General features: G+C 71.8%; 19 protein-coding genes. 14 read left to right on the top strand and 5 right to left on the bottom strand.

Annotated elements, in window-relative coordinates:
* Positions 1-153: 153 nt before the first annotated feature.
* Positions 154-2,880 carry a DNA polymerase I gene (polA, locus tag ABKA17_RS33825; RefSeq protein WP_353696134.1) on the top strand — a complete coding sequence of 909 codons (2,727 nt, stop codon included), beginning with the start codon at positions 154-156 and terminating at the stop codon, positions 2,878-2,880.
* A gap of 216 nt (positions 2,881-3,096) precedes the next feature.
* A complete protein-coding gene (locus ABKA17_RS33820) occupies positions 3,097-3,468 on the top strand; it encodes a hypothetical protein (RefSeq protein ID WP_353696133.1) in 372 nt (123 codons plus the stop codon).
* On the opposite strand, the gene ABKA17_RS33815 is transcribed toward ABKA17_RS33820, so the two are convergent.
* Positions 3,401-4,231, bottom strand: coding sequence for a DUF4184 family protein (locus ABKA17_RS33815; protein WP_353696310.1), 831 nt, complete (start codon positions 4,229-4,231; stop codon positions 3,401-3,403). The two genes, ABKA17_RS33820 and ABKA17_RS33815, sit on opposite strands and share 68 nt — an antisense overlap.
* Between ABKA17_RS33815 and ABKA17_RS33810 the strand changes: the two genes are divergently transcribed.
* The 4 genes from ABKA17_RS33810 (at position 4,128) to pgfA (ending at position 7,535) form a co-directional block, all read left to right on the top strand.
* Positions 4,128-4,340, top strand: a complete 213-nt coding sequence (locus ABKA17_RS33810) for a hypothetical protein (protein ID WP_353696319.1) — start codon at positions 4,128-4,130, stop codon at positions 4,338-4,340. The two genes, ABKA17_RS33815 and ABKA17_RS33810, sit on opposite strands and share 104 nt — an antisense overlap.
* A gap of 171 nt (positions 4,341-4,511) precedes the next feature.
* Positions 4,512-6,218 carry a lytic transglycosylase domain-containing protein gene (locus ABKA17_RS33805; protein ID WP_353696132.1) on the top strand — a complete coding sequence of 569 codons (1,707 nt, stop codon included), beginning with the start codon at positions 4,512-4,514 and terminating at the stop codon, positions 6,216-6,218.
* Positions 6,219-6,389: 171 nt separating this feature from the next.
* Complete coding sequence (locus ABKA17_RS33800; RefSeq protein ID WP_171147828.1) at positions 6,390-6,524, top strand: SPW_0924 family protein; 135 nt, start codon at positions 6,390-6,392, stop codon at positions 6,522-6,524.
* Between the two features lie 21 nt (positions 6,525-6,545).
* A complete protein-coding gene (gene pgfA / locus ABKA17_RS33795; protein WP_353696131.1) occupies positions 6,546-7,535 on the top strand; it encodes a cell envelope lipid trafficking protein PgfA in 990 nt (329 codons plus the stop codon).
* Here the strand turns inward: pgfA and hrpB are convergent.
* A complete protein-coding gene (gene hrpB, locus ABKA17_RS33790) occupies positions 7,525-10,017 on the bottom strand; it encodes an ATP-dependent helicase HrpB (RefSeq protein WP_353696130.1) in 2,493 nt (830 codons plus the stop codon). The two genes, pgfA and hrpB, sit on opposite strands and share 11 nt — an antisense overlap.
* Positions 10,018-10,021: 4 nt before the next feature.
* Positions 10,022-10,858, bottom strand: coding sequence for a class I SAM-dependent methyltransferase (locus ABKA17_RS33785; protein WP_353696309.1), 837 nt, complete (start codon positions 10,856-10,858; stop codon positions 10,022-10,024).
* Between the two features lie 368 nt (positions 10,859-11,226).
* Here ABKA17_RS33785 and rpsA point away from each other — a divergent pair, with 368 nt between their 5' ends.
* From rpsA to ABKA17_RS33765, 4 genes are all read left to right on the top strand, one after another.
* Positions 11,227-12,729, top strand: a complete 1,503-nt coding sequence (gene rpsA, locus ABKA17_RS33780) for a 30S ribosomal protein S1 (RefSeq protein ID WP_353696129.1) — start codon at positions 11,227-11,229, stop codon at positions 12,727-12,729.
* 384 nt (positions 12,730-13,113) lie between these two features.
* Positions 13,114-14,052, top strand: coding sequence for a PAC2 family protein (locus tag ABKA17_RS33775; RefSeq protein ID WP_353696128.1), 939 nt, complete (start codon positions 13,114-13,116; stop codon positions 14,050-14,052).
* 81 nt (positions 14,053-14,133) lie between these two features.
* On the top strand, positions 14,134-14,763 hold the full coding sequence (coaE, locus tag ABKA17_RS33770; RefSeq protein WP_353696127.1) for a dephospho-CoA kinase: 630 nt from the start codon (positions 14,134-14,136) through the stop codon (positions 14,761-14,763).
* 50 nt (positions 14,764-14,813) lie between these two features.
* Positions 14,814-15,194 carry a tetratricopeptide repeat protein gene (locus ABKA17_RS33765; protein ID WP_046263552.1) on the top strand — a complete coding sequence of 127 codons (381 nt, stop codon included), beginning with the start codon at positions 14,814-14,816 and terminating at the stop codon, positions 15,192-15,194.
* A 13-nt stretch (positions 15,195-15,207) separates the two neighbouring features.
* Here ABKA17_RS33765 and ABKA17_RS33760 read toward each other — a convergent pair whose 3' ends face one another.
* Positions 15,208-15,468, bottom strand: a complete 261-nt coding sequence (locus ABKA17_RS33760) for a DUF6343 family protein (protein WP_353696126.1) — start codon at positions 15,466-15,468, stop codon at positions 15,208-15,210.
* A gap of 76 nt (positions 15,469-15,544) precedes the next feature.
* On the opposite strand from ABKA17_RS33760, the gene ABKA17_RS33755 reads away from it, so the two are divergent.
* The 3 genes from ABKA17_RS33755 (at position 15,545) to ABKA17_RS33745 (ending at position 17,820) form a co-directional block, all read left to right on the top strand.
* Positions 15,545-16,456, top strand: a complete 912-nt coding sequence (locus tag ABKA17_RS33755; RefSeq protein ID WP_353696125.1) for an acyltransferase domain-containing protein — start codon at positions 15,545-15,547, stop codon at positions 16,454-16,456.
* Positions 16,457-16,552: 96 nt separating this feature from the next.
* Complete coding sequence (locus ABKA17_RS33750) at positions 16,553-17,263, top strand: class I SAM-dependent methyltransferase (RefSeq protein ID WP_353696124.1); 711 nt, start codon at positions 16,553-16,555, stop codon at positions 17,261-17,263.
* An 89-nt stretch (positions 17,264-17,352) separates the two neighbouring features.
* Entirely contained in the window at positions 17,353-17,820 is a 468-nt protein-coding gene (locus tag ABKA17_RS33745) for a DoxX family protein (protein WP_353696123.1), read from the top strand.
* 131 nt (positions 17,821-17,951) lie between these two features.
* Here the strand turns inward: ABKA17_RS33745 and ABKA17_RS33740 are convergent, their stop codons facing one another.
* Entirely contained in the window at positions 17,952-18,506 is a 555-nt protein-coding gene (locus ABKA17_RS33740; RefSeq protein ID WP_353696122.1) for an RNA-binding S4 domain-containing protein, read from the bottom strand.
* Between the two features lie 211 nt (positions 18,507-18,717).
* Here ABKA17_RS33740 and ABKA17_RS33735 point away from each other — a divergent pair, with 211 nt between their 5' ends.
* Positions 18,718-19,395: a uracil-DNA glycosylase gene (locus tag ABKA17_RS33735; RefSeq protein WP_353696121.1), complete on the top strand. Its 678-nt coding sequence runs from the start codon at positions 18,718-18,720 to the stop codon at positions 19,393-19,395.
* Positions 19,396-19,398 lie beyond the last annotated feature (3 nt).

Raw genomic sequence — 19,398 nt, 5'->3', positions numbered from 1 at the left:
GCCTCGGAGGGTCACACAGGTGCCCAACTCCTCGGCCCGGTCGAGCTTTCGCCGTGGCCGCCGGCGAGGCCGCGCCGGCGCGAGGGCGGTGCCGAACCGACCTGAGCCCCGGATGGCGGCCGACTGTCAGTGCGGCGTGGCAGGATCGGGGTCGTGGCAGAGACAGCAGCGAAGCAGACCGACAACAGCCCCGGCGGCACCCGCCCGCGCCTGATGCTCATGGACGGGCACTCGCTGGCCTACCGCGCGTTCTTCGCGCTGCCCGCGGAGAACTTCACGACCGCGACGGGCCAGCCGACGAACGCGATCTACGGCTTCGCCTCGATGCTGGCCAACACCCTGCGCGACGAGTCGCCCACCCACTTCGCGGTGGCCTTCGACGTGTCCCGCAAGACCTGGCGCTCCGAGGAGTTCACGGAGTACAAGGCCAACCGCTCCAAGACCCCGGACGAGTTCAAGGGCCAGGTCGAGCTGATCGGCGAGCTGCTGGACGCGATGCACGTGTCGCGGTTCGCGGTCGACGGCTTCGAGGCCGACGACGTCATCGCCACGCTCGCCACCCAGGCCGAGGCTGCGGGCTTCGACGTGCTGATCGTCACCGGCGACCGGGACTCCTTCCAGCTGGTCTCCGAGCACACCACCGTGCTGTACCCCACGAAGGGTGTCTCGGAGCTGACCCGGTTCACCCCGGAGAAGGTGTTCGAGAAGTACGGCCTGACGCCCGCCCAGTACCCCGACTTCGCGGCCCTGCGCGGTGACCCGTCCGACAACCTGCCGGGCATCCCCGGCGTCGGCGAGAAGACCGCCGCGAAGTGGATCAACCAGTTCGGCTCGTTCGCGGACCTCGTGGAGCGCGTCGAGGAGGTCAAGGGCAAGGCCGGCCAGAACCTCCGCGACCACCTGGAGGCGGTCAAGCTCAACCGCCGCCTCACCGAGATGGTCCGCACCGTCGAGCTGCCGAAGACGGTCACCGAGCTGGAGCGCGCGCCGTACGACCGCAAGACCCTCGCGATGATCCTCGACACCCTCGAGATCAGGAACCCCTCACTGCGCGAGCGGCTGCTGGCCGTCGACCCGGGCGCCGAGGAGGCCGAGCCGACCCCGGCCGCGACGGCCGGCGTGGAGCTCGACGGCACCGTGCTCGGCACCGGTGAGCTGGCCGGCTGGCTCGCCGAGCGCAGCACCGGCACCCTCGGCGTCGCCACGGTCGACACCTGGGCGCTGGGCGCCGGCTCGGTCGCCGAGATCGCCCTCGCGGCGCCCGGCGGAGCGGCCGCATGGTTCGACCCCACCCAGCTCGACGAGGCCGACGAGACGGCGCTCGCCGGCTGGCTGGCCGACGCCGAGAGGCCCAAGGTCTTCCACAACGCCAAGGCCGCGATGCGGGTCTTCGCCGAGCACGGCTGGAGCATCGCCGGCGTCTCCATGGACACCGCGCTCGCCGCGTACCTCGTCAAGCCGGGGCGCCGCTCCTTCGACCTGGACGCCCTCTCCCTCGAGTACCTGCACCGGGAGCTGGCTCCCGCCGCCACCGCCGACGGCCAGCTCGCCTTCGGCGCGGACGACGGCGCCGAGGCCGAGGCCCTCATGGTGCAGGCCCAGGCCATCCTCGACCTCGGCGAGGCCTTCGAGGCCCGCCTCCAGGAGGTCGGCGCCGCGGATCTGCTGCGCGACATGGAGCTGCCCACCTCCGCCCTGCTGGCCCGTCTCGAGCGGCATGGCATCGCCGCCGACCGGGCGCACCTGGAGGCCATGGAACAGATGTTCGCCGGAGCCGTCCAGCAGGCCGTGAAGGAGGCCCACGCGGCCGCCGGACACGAGTTCAACCTGGGCTCGCCCAAGCAGCTCCAGGAGGTCCTCTTCGGTGAGCTGGGCCTGCCCAAGACGAAGAAGACGAAGACCGGTTACACGACGGACGCCGACGCCCTCGCCTGGCTGGCCACCCAGACGGACAACGAACTGCCGGTGATCATGCTCCGGCACCGTGAGCAGGCCAAGCTCCGCGTCACCGTCGAGGGCCTGATCAAGACGGTCGCCGCGGACGGCCGTATCCACACCACCTTCAACCAGACGGTCGCCGCGACCGGCCGTCTGTCGTCCACGGACCCCAACCTCCAGAACATCCCGGTCCGCACCGATGAGGGCCGCGCGATCCGGCGCGGCTTCGTGGTGGGCGAGGGCTTCGAATCCCTGATGACCGCGGACTACAGCCAGATCGAACTGCGCGTGATGGCCCACCTGTCCGAGGACGAGGGCCTCATCGAGGCGTTCACCTCCGGCGAGGACCTGCACACCACGGTCGCCTCGCAGGTGTTCGCCGTCGAGCGGGACGCCGTCGACGCGGAGATGCGCCGCAAGATCAAGGCGATGTCGTACGGCCTGGCGTACGGGCTGTCCGCCTTCGGCCTCTCCCAGCAGCTGAACATCGAGGCGGGCGAGGCGCGTGCCCTGATGGACACCTACTTCGAGCGCTTCGGCGGCGTCCAGGACTATCTGCGCCGCGCGGTGGACGAGGCGAGGGCGACGGGCTACACGGCGACCCTCTTCGGCCGCCGCCGCTACCTCCCGGACCTCAACAGCGACAACCGCCAGCGCCGCGAGGCCGCCGAGCGGATGGCCCTCAACGCGCCCATCCAGGGCACGGCGGCCGACATCGTCAAGATCGCCATGCTCGACGTCGACAAGGCCCTGCGGGCGGCGGACCTGTCCTCCCGCATGCTGCTCCAGGTCCACGACGAAATCGTCCTGGAGATCGCCCCGGGCGAGCGCGATGCGGTCGAGGAGCTCGTCCGCCGAGAAATGGCGAACGCGGTCCACCTGCGAGCCCCGCTCGACGTCTCGGTGGGCGTGGGCCCGGACTGGGAGTCGGCAGCGCACTAGCCCGCGGCGCGGGCGCGGCGAGCCCCACGGTCCGCGGTGGAGCCCGCTCACCAGGCCCGCTCCACCGCGACCGGCCGCAGGGGTCGAAGGGGGCGGAGCCCCCTGGGGATGGGACGGGTAGGGGCGGCGGGGGCGAGAACTCCACCGCCGCCCCCCGTCACCCACGTGGTCCCCGACAACACGCCCCCCGTCCCCCCGGCCCGTAAAGATGCCGACATGGGTATACGCACGCTCCACCGCCAGACGGCTCCGGCGCAGGCGACCACCGATGCGACCGCGTCCACCGCACCCCCGTCGGTCCCGTCCTTCTCGGCAGCGGCCAGTACCGCCCGCATCCCGACCGACCTGGTGACCGCACTGCGCGGCACCGCGGCGGGCCTGCGCCGACGGCTCACCCGGCGGCCGGACTGGCGCCGCTGCGCCGAGCAGGCCCGCGGTTATCTGGCGCTGCTCCTCACCGCACTGCCGCGCTCCCGCCAGGTCCGGACCATCACCGTGTTCATCGCGACCGCGGCGACCGTCACCGACCGCCTCGACGGCTCAGCTCCCGGCCAGGACCGGGCAGCGGGACCGGACGCCACACCCTGACGCCCACGGCGTACACCAGCACCCCCAGCACCAGCCCGGCGCCCACTCCGAAGCACAGCGTCGGGATCAGCTCCCACGGCTTCGCGGTGGACCCCCAGTAGTCCCACCACCGCGAGGCCCGCTGCACCGCCCCGACCAGCGCACAGCCACCGATCACGACAGCGGCCCACAGGCGGTCCCGCCCGGACAGCGAGGGCACCCCCACCGGCTCGCCGGAGGGCGCCCGGCGCAGCGCGTACGCCACGAAGGCGCCGATCACGACCGCGGCCGCCGCCGAACTGCCGTACTGGAGGTACCAGTACAGCGGCGAGCCCGCGATCGTGTCGCCCAGGACGGGGAACAACCGCATCCCCCACCGGTCGTGGTGCGTGAACGCGTCCCACACGACGTGCGTCAGCGCGCCGAGCGCCGCCGACACGTACCAGCGCAGTACAAGCGACAGCCGGACACGCGCGCGTGGCGCCCCGCAGCGCAGCAGGCCGGCCACCCGTCCCTGTCGCCGCGTCGGCAGCAGGGCCACCAGGGGTTCGCGGATCAGGAGCCACAGCCCCACCAGCGCCCACGCGACGAGCACGTCGACCGTGAAAACGCCCGGGAACGAGTGGGTGAACGCTCCGAACTCCATCGCCCCGGACAGGGCACTCGCCGCGAAATAGGTCATGTCGGGTGCGAAGGAACCCGCCACCAACACCGACGGAACGAGCGAGCTCCGGCCGGTTCCGTCGGTGCGTAAAGCGGGCAGTACTGCGGCCGCGTGGCTCAGCGTGAACGGCAAGAAGGCCCCCGGTTTCGGTCTGGTCGGACCGGCCCAGTATGGCCAACCGGTGAAAACCGGGCGCGAACAGGTGCCCGCGCAAAGCAAGTTGTCGTAGGGTCGCCTGGGTCACCGCGCGGGGAGCGCGGTCGAACAGCGGAACCGAACTGAAGTACACGGCACTGAATAGCTCCACGAGGGCAACCCGCACCGCGGGTCGATCGTCACACCATGGCGAGCACGTCGGTCGGAGACGGGCGCTCGGGCGTCCACGGGAGGGGTTCACTTTATGTCGGCGCAATTCGGCAGGAGGCTGCGCAAGGGAGCGGTGGCCACCACCGTCGCCGCGGCGGCCGTCGCGGCACTGTCAGCGTCCCAGGCGCCCGGAGTGACGGTCGACGGCGACGGCAGATCGACCACCGCCGACTCCCAGCCCACCCCCGACGGGGATCCCACCGAGAGCGCGACCGGCAACTCCCGGTACTACACGGACCTGCCGCCGCTCGACAGCCCGAAGCCCTCGCCGACCATCGGCACCCCCGCCGCCTCGGGCGCGACCGAGGCCGGCATACCCGCGACCGTCCTCGCCGCCTACAAGCAGGCCGCGTCCTCGCTCCAGGCGTCCAAGCCCGGCTGCAACCTGCCCTGGGAACTCCTCGCCGCCATCGGCAAGGTGGAGTCCGGCCAGGCCCGCGGCGGCCGCGTCGACGCGGACGGCAACACCATCGGCAAGATCCTGGGCCCGAAGCTGAACGGCAACGGCTTCGCGCACATCAGCGACACCGACGACGGCGCGTACGACGGCGACAGCGTCTACGACCGGGCCGTGGGCCCGATGCAGTTCATCCCGTCCACCTGGGAGTGGGCCGGCCGCGACGGCAACGGCGACGGCAAGAAGGACCCCAACAACATCTACGACGCGGCGCTCGCGGCCGGCCACTACCTGTGCCGCTTCGGCTGGGACCTGTCCACCCAGGCCGACCTCAACCGCGCGATCCTCAGCTACAACAACTCGCAGGATTACCTGAACACGGTCCTGTCGTGGCTGGAGTACTACCGCAAGGGCACGCACGAGATCCCCGACGGCACGGGCACCCTGCCCACCACCCCCAGCGACGACAACAGCGGCGCGAGCCCCACGCCGTCGCCCCAGGACCCGTCGACGCCCAGCTCACCCAGCACGCCCGGCAGCAACACCCCGAGCCCCACCCCGCCGCCGTCGGAGAGCCCGACCCCGCCGAGCACGCCCACCCCGACGCCCACGCCGACGGACACGGTGCACCACCTCGAGGACGCGGGCACCGCGAAGCTCACCGCGGAGGCCGGGGACACCTTCACCAAGCGGATCAGCACCCGCGCCGAGACCTCGGCCGGCAAGGCCGTCGGAAAGGTCCGGATCCGGTTCACGATCGTCGGCGACACCGACACCACGTTCACGGGCGGTGAGAGCGTCGCCACGGTGGTCACCAACAGCTCCGGCGTGGCCGTCGCGCCCACCCTGAAGGCGGGGGAGGAGACGGGCGAGTTCACCGTCCGCGCCACCGTCGTCGGTCGCTCGGTCACCGGCCTCGACTACACGGCGACCGTCACCGAGCGCGTCGCCGACACCCTGGTGCGCACCAGCGACACCGCGCTCACCTGTGTCCCGGGCGGCGAGTTCGCCGACCAGGTCGAGGTGAAGGCGACCGACAACGGCGCCGTCGCGGACGGCGTCGCCGCCACCGCCACCCTGATCACCTCGGCGGACGACGCGACCGAGAACACCAAGGGCCCCTACTTCAAGGACGCGGACGGCAAGACCGTACGCACCCTCAAGGGCCTGGAGACGGACGCGAACGGCCTGCTCAAGCTGCCGAAGCTCTACTCGGACGACACGACCGGCACGTTCCTGCTCCGCATCAACACCGCCGGCGGCGCGACCCTCACCGTCGAACTGACCGTGGCGGCCGCCGAGACCTCGGCCTCCCCGAGCCCGTCGGCCAGCCCCAGCGCGTAGCACTTCGCACGTCCCGTACTGCCCGCACTGTGCGCATTTCTCGTACGACCACGGCGGCGCCCTTCCACGGAGGGGCGCCGCCGTCGTGTGCGACGTGTTCTCATCTCGCCCACCCGTTGCTACGGTGCCGGACCTGACGACCTATCAGTTCCTGTCCGTCGGGAGGCCCGCATGCGTGCCCTGATCGCCGCCGCGATCGGCCTGGCCGTCGCGCTCGCCCTGGTCCTCACGATCACCGCGATGGGCTCGCCGACCGGCAAGACGTCCCCGAAGCCGCTGCTGACGACGGTGCCGTCACACCCGTGACCGCCCGGGAGGGAGGCCGAGATGCGCCGTAAGGCCAGCCTGATCCTGCTCGCCCTCGCCGTGTTCTTCGCCGCACTGTCCCCGATGCTGCGCTGGTACGCCTTCCCGCGCCTGGCCAAGATCCCGCCGGGCCAGTACCAGGACATGGTCCTGGAGGCCAAGGACGCGACCCTCATGGACAACTCCATGCAGGTCAAGAAGGTCTCCAAGGTCACCATCGTGCAGACCCTCAAGGGCAACGTCGAGGCCTCCGAGAAGATCGAGAAGTCCCTCGGCCGGGACGTCGTCGTCTGGGACGGCCTGTCCTACGCCCAGGGGCCCGACGGCCAACAGGTCGCCTACATTCCCGAGCGGTACATCTTCGACGCCCACACCCAGGAACCGATCCACGCCACCGGCGAGATGGTCGACGGTGACCCGGTCAAACGCGAGGGCCTCGAGTTCAAGTGGCCGTTCCTGACCGAGAAACGGGACTACGAGTACTTCGACGCCCAGACCCGCACCTCCAGCCCCATCCACTACAAGGGCACCCAGGACTTCCGCGGCCTGGAGGTCTACTACTTCGAGCAGACCATCCCCTGGACCCAGGTCAAGTGGCCCAAGAAGCTGCCCATCGCGGGCGTCACCCCCGAGCAGCTCGCCAAGACCGGCACCACCCGCTGGTACACCACGGTCCGCAAGTTCTGGGTCGAACCCGTCACCGGCGCCCCGGTCTACGGCGAGGAGATCCACCGGGAGGAACTCCGCGGCGGCACCCTCCTCGGCGACCGCGACAAGGTGACGGCCTTCGCCGGCCACGTGAAGATGCGCGAGGACTACATCGAGCACACCGTCGACCTCGTCAAGTCCAACCGCACGCTGGTGCTGCTGATGACCTCCTATCTCCCCTGGGGCTTCGCGACCCTGGGCGTCCTCCTGCTCGCCCTGTCGCTGTACCTGGAGGCACGCAGCCGCCGCCCGGACGAACCCGAACCCGCCACCGACTCCGAACCCGAACCGGTCACCGCCTGAGCCGCGCGTTGGTGTGCCGCGTCGGCTCGGCGCTCGCCGGGTCCTCGGGCCAAGGGTGCTTCGGATACCGGCCGCGCAGCTCCGCCCGTACGCCCTTGTAGCCGTCCTTCCAGAAGGACGCCAGATCGGCGGTGACGGCGACGGGGCGTCCGGCGGGGGAGAGCAGATGGACGAGCAGCGGCACCCCCGCGACCTCGGGCGAGGCGTGCAGCCCGAACATCTCCTGCAACTTCACCGCGAGAACGGGCCGTTCGGGGTCCGCGTAGTCGATCCGGATTCTGGACCCACTGGGTACGGTGATCCGCTCGGGGGCGAGTTCGTCGAGCCGCGCCGCCTCGCCCGCGGCCCACGGCAGCAGCCGTCCCAGCGCGTCCCCCGCGTGGATCCGCGCCAGGTCGGCCCGCCTCCGCGCGCGGCTCAGCTCCGGCTCCAACCACTCGTCCACGCGCGCGTGGAGCGACACGTCGGAGACATCCGGCCACGGCTCACCGACCCGCAACCGCAAGAACGCCAGCCGCTGCCGCAGCACCTCGGCCTCGGGCGACCAGCGCAACAGCCCGAACCCTTCCTGCCGCAACCCTTCGACAAGAGCGTCGCGTACGAGAACGGGGTCCGCGTCCTTGAGCGGCCGCACCGTCAGCTCGATCGCCCCCAGCCGCTCAGCCCGCCGCGCGACGACGTCCCCGTCGGCCCAGTGGACCTCGTCCCGCTCGTCGAGCAGCGCCTGTGCCGCGCGCCGCGCGGTGCCCTCGTCCACCACCGCGCCGAGTTGCACGCGCGCGTGCCCCTTCCCGACGGGCCGGTCGGCGACGGCGACGGCGATCCAGGGGGTGCCGCGCAGTGCGCTGCCGTCACGCACCTCCGCGCGCGTGCCGGACACCATGAGATGCGAGCCGCCGTCGGCCTTGGCGACCCGCTCGGGGAAGGCGAGGGCGGCGACGAGCCCGGCGAGGGCGTCATCGGGGAGAGAGGACGAGCGGTCCGACTCGGGCGCGAGGGCCTGAAGGCGCCGTACCTCCGTCCGCCAGCGCCCCGCGTAGGCGTCATTTCCACGCCGGGCCGTCCGTACGGCGGCGGCCAGATCGTCCCCGTACTCCCGCGGCGGCTCCTCACTCAGCAGGGCGACCACCTCGGCCGCCGCACGGGACGCGCCCGCGTCCAGCAGGGCCCGCCCCAGCCGCGGGTGCACCCCGAGCCGGGCCAGCCGTGTCCCTCGCTCCGTGGCCCGCCCGGTGCCGTCCACCGCGCCGATCGCCGAGAGCACACTCCGCGCGGCAGCCATCGCACCGGCCGGCGGCGGATCCAGCAGCGCCAGCCCGTCGGCGTCGGGATCGCCCCAGCAGGCCGTCTGGAGGGCGAACGCCGTCAGGTCGGCCACCTTGATCTCCGGGGCCGGGAACAGCGGCAGACGGGCGTCCTCCGCCTCCGCCCAGCACCGGTACACCGCCCCGGGCGCCTCCCGCCCGGCCCGTCCCGCCCGCTGCCGGCCCGCCGCCCGCGAGGCCCGTACCGTCGTCAGCGCGCTCAACCCACGCGCGTGGTCGACGCGCGGCTCCCGCGCCAGCCCCGCGTCCACGACCACCCGTACCCCGGGGACCGTCAGCGAGGACTCGGCCACCGCCGTCGCCAGCACCACCCGGCGCCCCGCCCCGGGCGCCAGTACCGCGTCCTGCACGGCCGCCGGAGCCCGCCCGTGCACCTGGAGCAGTTCGACGTCACCGAGGCCGCCGAGCTGCCCGGCGACCCGCGCGATCTCGCCCACACCGGGCAGGAAACACAACACGTCCCCCTCCCGTTCGGCCAGCGCCCGCCGCACCACCGACGCCACATGCGTCAGCAGCACTGGATCCACCCGCATCCCGTGCGGCGGCCGCACCGGCCGTACCGGGGGAGCCCAGACCACCTCCACCGGATGAGAGACGCCCGCCGCCTCGACCACCGGAGCTCCGCCCAGCAGCCGCGACCAGCCCTCCGCGTCGGTCGTCGCCGACGCGGCCACCAGCCGCAACTCCGGCCGTAGCGCCTGCCGTACGTCCCACAGGAAGGCCGCTGCGGTGTCCGCGTCCAGATGCCGCTCGTGACACTCGTCCAGGACCACCACGTCGACGCCCGCGAGCTCCGGGTCGCGCTGAAGGCGCTGGAGCAGCACACCGGTCGTGACGACCTCCACGCGCGTGTGCCGCCCGACGACCCGCTCCCCGCGCACGGTGTACCCGACGCTCGCGCCGACCTTCTCGCCCAGCAGCCACGCCATCCGCCGGGCCGCCGCGCGCGCCGCGATCCGCCGGGGCTCGGCCACGACGACCCGCCGCGCGGGTGCGCCGGCCTCCAGAAGACCCGCCAGGGCGAGCGGCACGAGGGTCGTCTTGCCGGTTCCCGGCGGCGCGACGAGGACCGCCGTGCCGTGCCCCTCCAGGGCGTCGGCCAGCCCGGGCAGGGCACCGCGGACCGGAAGGGCGTCCAGAGCGTCGTAACGGATCACATGCTCAGTCTCGTACGCACACGAAGATCGCCGAGCCCGGGATCAGATTCCCGCGCAGCGGCGACCAGCCGCCCCACTCCGAGGTGTTCCAGACCGGCCACTCCGGCTCGACCAGGTCCACGAGGCGCAGGCCCGCGGCCACCACGTCCCGCACCCGGTCGCCGACCGTCCTGTGGTGCTCGACGTACACGGCCCGGCCCTCCTCGTCCTGCTCGACGTAGGGCGTGCGGTCGAAGTACGAGGCGGAGACGGACAGCCCCTCCGGGCCGGGCTCGTCCGGGAAGGCCCAGCGGATGGGGTGGGTCACCGAGAAGACGAAACGGCCGCCCGGCCGCAGCACCCGGCGCACCTCCTTAAGGACCAGCACCGGGTCCGCCACGAACGGCAGCGCCCCGTACGCCGAGCACGCCAGGTCGAAGGAGGAGTCCGCGAAGGGGAGGGCGCCGGCGTCGGCGCACACCAGAGGGAACGATCCTCCGATACGCAGGGCGTGCTGGAGCTGGCGGTGCGAGATGTCGAGCGCGACCGGGCGGGCGCCCTGGGCGGCCAGCCACCGGGAGCACTGGGCCGCCCCGGCGCCGATCTCCAGGACGTCCCGGCCCTTCAGCTCCTCCGCCGGGCCGAGCAGCTCGGCCTCCACCTCGTCCAGGCCCTCGGGACCCCATACGAAGCGGTCGTCGCCGAGGAACGTGCCGTGCTCGATCTGGTACTCGTCCGCGTTGCGGTCCCACCAGCCCCGGTTGGCCCGGGAGCTTTCCGTGACGTTCGCCTCACGCCGGACGGCTTCCGGCTCGTCATCGTGCGGGGACTGCGGCTCGGGCGATACGGGCTCTTGGATGATCGGCTCCCTCGTCGTACTCTTCCGTCCAACCCGTCGCGGCGACCGTCACGAAAGGGACGCCATCGCGCCCGCGTGGCCTCGTGAGACAGGTTTTGTGCCGGGTATGCGGCGATCCGCCCCGGGTGTGCGCCTTCGCGCATTGACCCTGTCCGGCTGCCCCCGTATGCTACAAGTTGCGCTGCGGGCCTGCGCACCTCAGACGTAGCAGGCTGCGCTCGCATCTGTTGTATGTCCCCTCGGTTCTCGAGGCGTCATCACCAGTTCGCTGGTGGGACGCTTCCTTGGCTGTCCGGCTTCTTCAGAGCGATACGGGCTCCCGGCGTAGCAGTACCTACGACCTTCTGTCCGTAACCGGAGCCCTTTCCCACATGACGAGCAGCACCGAGACCACCGCCACCACCCCGCAGGTTGCGGTCAACGACATCGGTAACGAGGAAGCCTTCCTCGCCGCGATCGACGAAACGATCAAGTACTTCAACGACGGCGACATCGTCGACGGCGTCATCGTGAAGGTCGACCGGGACGAGGTCCTGCTCGACATCGGTTACAAGACCGAAGGCGTTATCCCGAGCCGCGAACTCTCCATCAAGCACGACGTCGACCCCAACGAGGTCGTCGCCGTGGGCGATGAGATCGAGGCCCTTGTCCTCCAGAAGGAGGACAAGGAAGGCCGTCTCATCCTGTCCAAGAAGCGCGCTCAGTACGAGCGTGCCTGGGGCACGATCGAGAAGATCAAGGAAGAGGACGGGATCGTCACCGGTACCGTCATCGAGGTCGTCAAGGGTGGTCTCATCCTCGACATCGGCCTCCGCGGCTTCCTTCCGGCCTCCCTGGTCGAGATGCGCCGTGTCCGCGACCTCCAGCCCTACGTGGGCAAGGAGCTCGAGGCGAAGATCATCGAGCTGGACAAGAACCGCAACAACGTGGTCCTGTCCCGCCGTGCCTGGCTGGAGCAGACCCAGTCCGAGGTCCGCCAGACGTTCCTCACGACCCTCCAGAAGGGTCAGGTCCGCTCCGGTGTGGTCTCCTCGATCGTCAACTTCGGTGCCTTCGTGGACCTGGGTGGCGTCGACGGTCTGGTCCACGTCTCCGAGCTGTCCTGGAAGCACATCGACCACCCCTCCGAGGTTGTCGAGGTCGGCCAGGAAGTCACCGTCGAGGTCCTCGACGTCGACATGGACCGCGAGCGCGTCTCCCTGTCGCTGAAGGCGACCCAGGAAGACCCGTGGCAGCAGTTCGCCCGCACGCACCAGATCGGTCAGGTCGTGCCCGGCAAGGTCACGAAGCTGGTTCCGTTCGGTGCGTTCGTCCGCGTGGACGAGGGCATCGAGGGTCTGGTCCACATCTCCGAGCTGGCCGAGCGCCACGTGGAGATCCCGGAGCAGGTCGTCCAGGTCAACGACGAGATCTTCGTCAAGGTCATCGACATCGACCTCGAGCGTCGCCGGATCTCGCTGTCGCTGAAGCAGGCCAACGAGTCCTTCGGTTCCGACCCGGCCTCGGTCGAGTTCGACCCGACCCTCTACGGCATGGCCGCGTCGTACGACGACCAGGGCAACTACATCTACCCCGAGGGCTTCGACCCCGAGACCAACGACTGGCTCGAGGGCTTCGAGTCCCAGCGTGAGGTGTGGGAGAACCAGTACGCCGAGGCGCAGACCCGCTTCGAGCAGCACCAGCAGCAGGTCATCAAGAGCCGCGAGGCCGACGCTGCCGCCGCTGCCGAGGGTGGCGACGCTGCCGGCGCGGCTCCGGCCGCGGGTGGCGGTGGCGGTTCGTACTCCTCCGAGGGTGCGGACACCTCTGGTGCCCTCGCTTCGGACGAGGCGCTTGCCGCCCTGCGCGAGAAGCTGGCCGGCGGCCAGAGCTGATCGCCCACTGAGCACCAGCTCCTGACTGAGGGGCCGTACCTTTCGAGGTGCGGCCCCTCAGCCGTGTCCGCCCGCGCCGACAGGCTGCTCACGCGTGCGACCGGCGCCCACCGGGTACGTATCCAGCACGGCCGTACGAGCACGGCCGCACCGAAGGCCGTCGACGCCGACCGCGCCCTCGCTGCCCCCGCCCGACATCCCCTCGACGGCCGGAACCCCCTCCCCTCTCACGCCATCCGCCCGCCCACGCGCGCGTGCCGTTCTCGTGACGCGGTGGAGCGAGTCATGAGAACCCAGTAAGAGGTGCCTGATCAGAGCCGTGGGCGGGAATGCCCACGTCTCAGGGCGCGTTGTGCAGTACGAACACGAGGAGGAGCGGTCACTGTGCTTGATCCGCAGGGTTTGTACGCATGGGAGCCGAAGGGCCTGGCAGTCGTCGACGTGGCGCTCGCCCAGGAGTCGGCCGGCCTTGTCATGCTCTACCACTTCGACGGATACATCGACGCGGGCGAGACCGGCGACCAGATCGTCGACCGGCTGCTCGACTCGCTGCCCCACCAGGTCGTCGCCCGGTTCGACCACGACCGGCTCGTGGACTACCGCGCCCGCCGCCCGCTGCTCACCTTCAAGCGCGACAGCTGGACGGAGTACGAAGAGCCCACCATCGAGGTGCGGCTCGTCCAGGACGCCACCGGAGCGCCCTTCCTGCTGCTGTCCGGACCCGAGCCGGACGTGGAGTGGGAGCGCTTCGCCGCGGCCGTCCAGCAGATCGTGGAGCGGCTCGGCGTCCGCCTGTCCGTGAACTTCCACGGCATCCCCATGGGCGTCCCGCACACCCGTCCCGTCGGCCTCACCCCGCACGGCAGCCGCACCGACCTGGTGCCGGGCCACCGCAGCCCCTTCGACGAGGCGCAGGTCCCCGGCAGCGCCGAGGCGCTCGTCGAGTACCGCCTCATGGAGGCCGGCCACGACGTCCTGGGCGTCGCCGCGCACGTGCCGCACTACATCGCCCGCTCCCCGTACCCGGACGCGGCGCTGACCGTGGTGGAGGCCATCACGGCGGCGACCGGCCTGGTCCTGCCGGGTATCGCGCACGGCCTGCGCACGGACGCCCATCGCACCCAGACCGAGATCGACCGCCAGATCCAGGAGGGCGACGAGGACCTGGTCGCCCTCGTCCAGGGTCTCGAGCACCAGTACGACGCGGCGGCGGGCGCCGAGACCCGGGGCAACATGCTCGCCGAGCCGGCCGACATCCCGTCGGCGGACGAGATCGGACGGGAGTTCGAGAAGTTCCTGGCGGAGCGGGAGGGCGACAGCTGAACCCTGTGGGGCGCCGGCACCGGCACCCCTGGGGCCCGCCCGGCGGATCAGGCCGACCGGACAGGCCCTAAGCTGCGGCTCATGCTGAAGGTGGGCCTGACCGGCGGGATCGGCGCCGGCAAGAGCGAGGTGTCCCGGCTGCTCGTGGAGCACGGGGCGGTGCTGATCGACGCGGACCGTATCGCGCGCGAGGTCGTCGAGCCCGGTACGCCCGGGCTGGCGGCGGTCGTGGAGGCGTTCGGCCGGGAGGTGCTCGCCGCCGACGGCGGCCTGGACCGGCCGAAACTCGGCTCGATCGTCTTCGCCGACCCCGAGAAGCTCGCCGTACTGAACGCGATCGTGCACCCCCTGGTCGGCGCCCGCTCCCGTGAGCTCGAATCGGCCGCCGCCCCGGACGCCGTCGTCGTCCACGACGTCCCGCTGCTCACCGAGAACAGCCTCGCGCCGCTCTACGACGTCGTGATCGTCGTCGACGCGAGCCCCGATACCCAGCTCGACCGCCTGGTCAACCTGCGTGGCATGACCGACGAGGACGCACGCGCGCGGATGGCCGCCCAGGCGACGCGCGAGAAGCGCCTGGAGATCGCGGACATCGTCATCGACAACGACGTACCCCTGGACGACCTGCGGCGCCGCGTGACGGGCGTATGGGCCGATCTCGTACGACGAGCCCGCGCGTCGCAGGACGCGTCCCGCACGTCTCAGGAATAGCAGCCCCCCGTCCGGGCGTTGAACCCTTCCAGTGAGGGAAGGACTCTGCCGTGCCCCAGACCAGCGGTTCGACCGGACGTACCCCGGAGACGCATGTCATCGACTTCCGCGCCGCCGAGCAACTGCTCGCCGCGCGGGATCCGCAGGGCGCGGTGAAACTGCTCGACCAGGTCATCGCCGCGCACCCCGAGAACACCGCCGCCCGCCTGCTGCGCGCGCGTGCCTTCTTCGCGGCCGCGCAACTGCGGCCCGCCGAACTGGAGTTCACCATCGTCCTGGAGCGCGAGCCGGACAACGCGTTCGCGCACTTCGCGCTCGCCCGCACCTACGAGCGGCAGGCCCGCCCCGACCAGGCCAAACGCCACTTCCGGCTGGCCGCCGCGCTGGACCCGAACCCGCAGTACCTGAAGGCCGCGCGGTTCGAGTCCTGAGGCGCTTTCGGGGCTACCGGTTCTCCGGCGGCCGATAGGGCGGGATGCCGGGGCCCGGCTGGTAGTGCGGGCCCTGGCGGATGTGCCGCAGGATCAGCGTGAGATCCACGGTGATCACCAGCCACAGCACCCCGCAGGCGACGGCCCACCCGGGGCGCCCAGCGAGCGCGAACGCCGCCGTGCCGAAGACCGCCCAGACCAGCCCCCACACGCTCAGCCAGAAGCGCGCCCGCAGTGCACTGCGCGCGGTCGTCGGCTCACTGCCCGTACGCATCGGGATCACCACTCCTTCTTGAAACGTACTCTTCGGTGCGACGTTCACCAAAAGCCCCGACCCGGGGGAGGGCCCTGTGATTCCGGACGCCTACGAGCTCGCGGAGGTGCTCCTCGACCTCGCGGTACCCCACGCGGACATCGACGAACTGATCACCCTGCGCCGCACCCTGGCGGCGGACGCCGGGCTGATGCGGCTCCTGGAGGAGTGCGCCGGGGAACTCGTGCGTGACATCGGGGAGATCGTCGAGTACGGCGACGGGCTCCAGCTGGGCCAGCGGCTGGAAGAGGTACCGGAGGAGCTGCGCCGGTTCTTCGCCGCGTACGTGTTCGTCGCGGCCCTTCCGCACACGCGCGCGTACCACCACGCACGCGGGATCCCCGCCGACGTCTCCCGGCGGACCCTCACCGACCTCGGACGGAACATGGCCGTCCACCGCAGACGACACGGCACGGGAGGAGTGCAGTCGCCGCAGTGGCTCACGCTCCATTTCCGCGGTGAGCTCTACCAGTTGGGGCGGTTGCAGTTCCAGCGGACGAACCTCTGGCAGCGCGCGGCATCGGTGCTTGAGACGGCGGGTTTCGACGGGGCCCCCGGCATGCCCTGCCTGGACATTCACATCCCCGGGTTCCTCGGTCCGCTCACCCCGGCGGCCTGCGACGACTCCCTGGCGCTGGTCCGCGCGTTCTTCGCCGCACACCACCCCGAGGAGCCGTACCGGGCGGCGATGTGCCACTCCTGGCTGCTCGACCCGCAGCTGCGGTGGTATCTGCCCGCCGACTCCAACATCGTCCGCTTCCAGAAGCGGTTCCGGATCGCTCACCAGGACCCCGAGCCGGCCGACACGGAACCGGTCCAGTTCGTCTTCGGGGACCCGGGACTCCCGGTGGCGGGGCTGCCGCGGCGCACATCGGTGGAACGGGCCGTCGGAGACCATCTGCGGGGCGGCGGCCACTGGTACATCGGGCACGGGTGGCTGCCGTTGTAGCTCGGTGGTGGCTCGCATGTAGCTCGTACGGGCGAAGGTGTTCGGTCGGGGAACGGCCGTGCGGATGCGGGCCGTTGGACGGGCATGGAGATGAAGATGCGTGAGGGGTACGAGGGGACCGGACCGGGCGCCATCACTCCCGACGGCTGCGCGGTGGAGCTGTACGCGCGGCTGCCGGTGCGCGACGAGCCGGACATCATCGCCGCGGCCGTGCCGGCGGGGGCGCACATCCTGGAGCTGGGCTGTGGTGTGGGGCGGATGACCCACCCGCTGCTGGAGCGGGGCTTCACGGTGACCGCGGTGGACGAGTCGCCGCAGATGCTGGAGCGCGTCCGCGGGGCCCGCACGATATGCGGCCCGGTCGAAGGGCTCGACCTGGGCGAGACGTTCGACGTGGTGATGCTCGCGTCGTTCTTGGTGCACGCCGGCGACATCGAGGTGCGGCGGGGGATGCTGCGGGCCTGTGCCCGGCATGTCGCGGAGGGCGGGTGCGTGCTGATCCAGCGGGAGGGCGCGGACTACCACACGAACCTGCCGCGCGAGCGGATCGATCCCAGCGGCTACACCGTCCGGATGCTGTCGGCGGAGCCGGTCGGCGACGGGGTGAACTCGGTCCGCGCGGAGTACGAGTTCCCGGACGCGGTGTGGACACAGACGTTCCTGGCACGGCCGTTGACGAAGGAGCAGTTCGAGGAGGCGCTGGAGGAGGCGGGGCTGCGGGTGGACAAGTACCTGACGGAGGACGGAACTTGGGTCCGGGCGGTGCCGGTGGGGGTGGCGGTGGCCGGGGCGATGGACAAGGCGTAGATTCGCGATCCGCTCGGCGATGAGTTCTGGCGTGGGGGTCGGTCTACCTCTGTGAAAGCACTACGGACCGCTTCCCACAGGAGACCCTGATGTCCGAGACCACCCTCCCCGCCACCACCGCCGCCGCATCCGCCCAGTCCGGCACCGTGGTCGCCGAGTCGGCCACCGCCCGTGGTCGCCGGGCCCGGATCGCACTGCGCGCCCTTCAGATCGTGCTCGCCCTGTTCTACGCCGTCGCCAGCGCGCTGCCCAAGCTCATCGCGCACCCCTCGGCCTCCGAGGGCTTCGCCGAGATGGGCTGGGGGGACGCCGGGATGTACACCATCGGCGCGCTTGAACTGGCTGGTGCCGTCGCGCTGTTGATCCCGCTGCTCCAGTCGGTCGCCGCGGTGGCGCTGAGCGCGCTGATGGTGGGCGCGTTCGTCGTCCAGGTCTCCGTCTTCGACGGGGAGAACGCCGCGACCCCGCTGATCCTCATCGTGCCGCTGGCCCTGATCGCCCGGGCTCGCCGGGAACACAACGCACGGCTGCTGGGGCTGGTGCGAGGGCGCGCCTGACCGGGAGGTCGGCATCGACGCACAGGGCGATGGCGTCCGGAGGGCCTGAGGGCCTTGCCCGGACGTCGTCGCCGTGTGCGTGGGATGTGCGAGGGGCGGGTGGGGGCGTCCGTGGAGCGCCGAGTGCCCGGTCAGTGTCCGGCGGAGGGTCCGCCGAACCCCCGCAGGCGTTCCATGTCCCGGCGGTCGCGCTTGGTGGGGCGGCCCGTGCCGCGGTCGCGGATGCCGGCGGGGGCGATGTTCTCGCGGGGCGGGGGCGGGGGGCTGTTGTCGATGTAGCACTGGGCGGCCACCGGGGCGCCCACGCGCTTGCGGATGAGGCGCTTGACGACGACGATCCGCTCGCGGCCCTCGTGCACCAGGCGGACCTCGTCGCCGACGCGGAGGGAGTGGGCCGGCTTGACCCGGTCGCCGTTCACCCGGACATGACCGCCCTTGCAGGCGGCGGAGCCGACGGAGCGGGTCTTGACCAGGCGTACGGACCAGATCCAGCTGTCGACGCGGACGCTCTCGCCGTGCTGCGGCCCGGCGGCCTCGGCGGCGGCGACCGCGGCGGCCGTGGCCTTGGCCTCCGGGTTGGCAGCCGTGGTCTCGGCCTCCGGGTTGTCGCGTACGTCGGTCTCCGGACCCGTCGCACGGGTGCCGGGCAGGTGTGTCGCGTCGGTGTCCGCGCCGTCAGCAGCCATGACCCGACCTTAGCCCTTCGTGCAGAGCCGCCCCGACGGAATTTCGCCCCGCCCGGGCCGCCCCGGACGCGCTCCCGAGACTGTTGCCCCGGGACCGCGGGGCGGGTCGAGGAACGGCGAGGGAGTCGGCCTCGCCGGGGCGGCGGGGACGTGGGCCGGGGCGGCGGGGGCGTGGGCCGAAGCGGTCCGGGCAGGGTCGTACGGTGGTGGCATGGACGCTCTCGCCGACCTCGACCGGCGTATCGCGGGCTGTCGTGCCTGCCCCCGGCTGGTGGACTGGCGGGAGGAGGTCGCGCGGACCAAGCGGGCGGCCTTCGCCGACGAGACGTACTGGGGCCGGCCCGTGCCCGGTTTCGGGCCGGCTGATGCCCGGGTGCTGATCGTCGGGCTCGCCCCGGCCGCGCACGGCGGCAATCGCACCGGCCGGATGTTCACCGGCGACCGGTCCGGGGACGTGCTGTACCAGGCGCTGTACGACATCGGCCTCGCCTCGCAGCCGACCGCCACCGGCCTGGGCGACGGCCTGGAGCTGCACGGCGTACGCGTGACCTCACCCGTGCACTGCGCACCGCCCGCCAACAAGCCCACGCCGGGGGAGCGGGACACCTGTCGTCCCTGGCTGGTCCAGGAGCTGAGGCTGCTGCGGCCGACCCTGCGGTCCGTGGTGGTGCTCGGCGGCTTCGGCTGGCAGGCGACTCTGCCCGCGCTGGCGGAGGCCGGGTGGAGCGTGCCCCGGCCGCGGCCCGCGTTCGGGCACGGGGCGCGGGTGCCGCTCGACGGCATCGAGCTCTTCGGGTGCTTCCACGTCAGCCAGCGCAACACCTTCACCGGCCGGCTGACCCCGCGGATGCTGCGGGACGTGCTGGGTGCGGCGGCGGGCCTGCGGTAGGGG

The organism is Streptomyces sp. RG80 (assembly GCF_040446465.1).
GTDB lineage: Bacteria > Actinomycetota > Actinomycetes > Streptomycetales > Streptomycetaceae > Streptomyces.
This window is presented reverse-complemented; position numbering and strand designations above follow the sequence as displayed.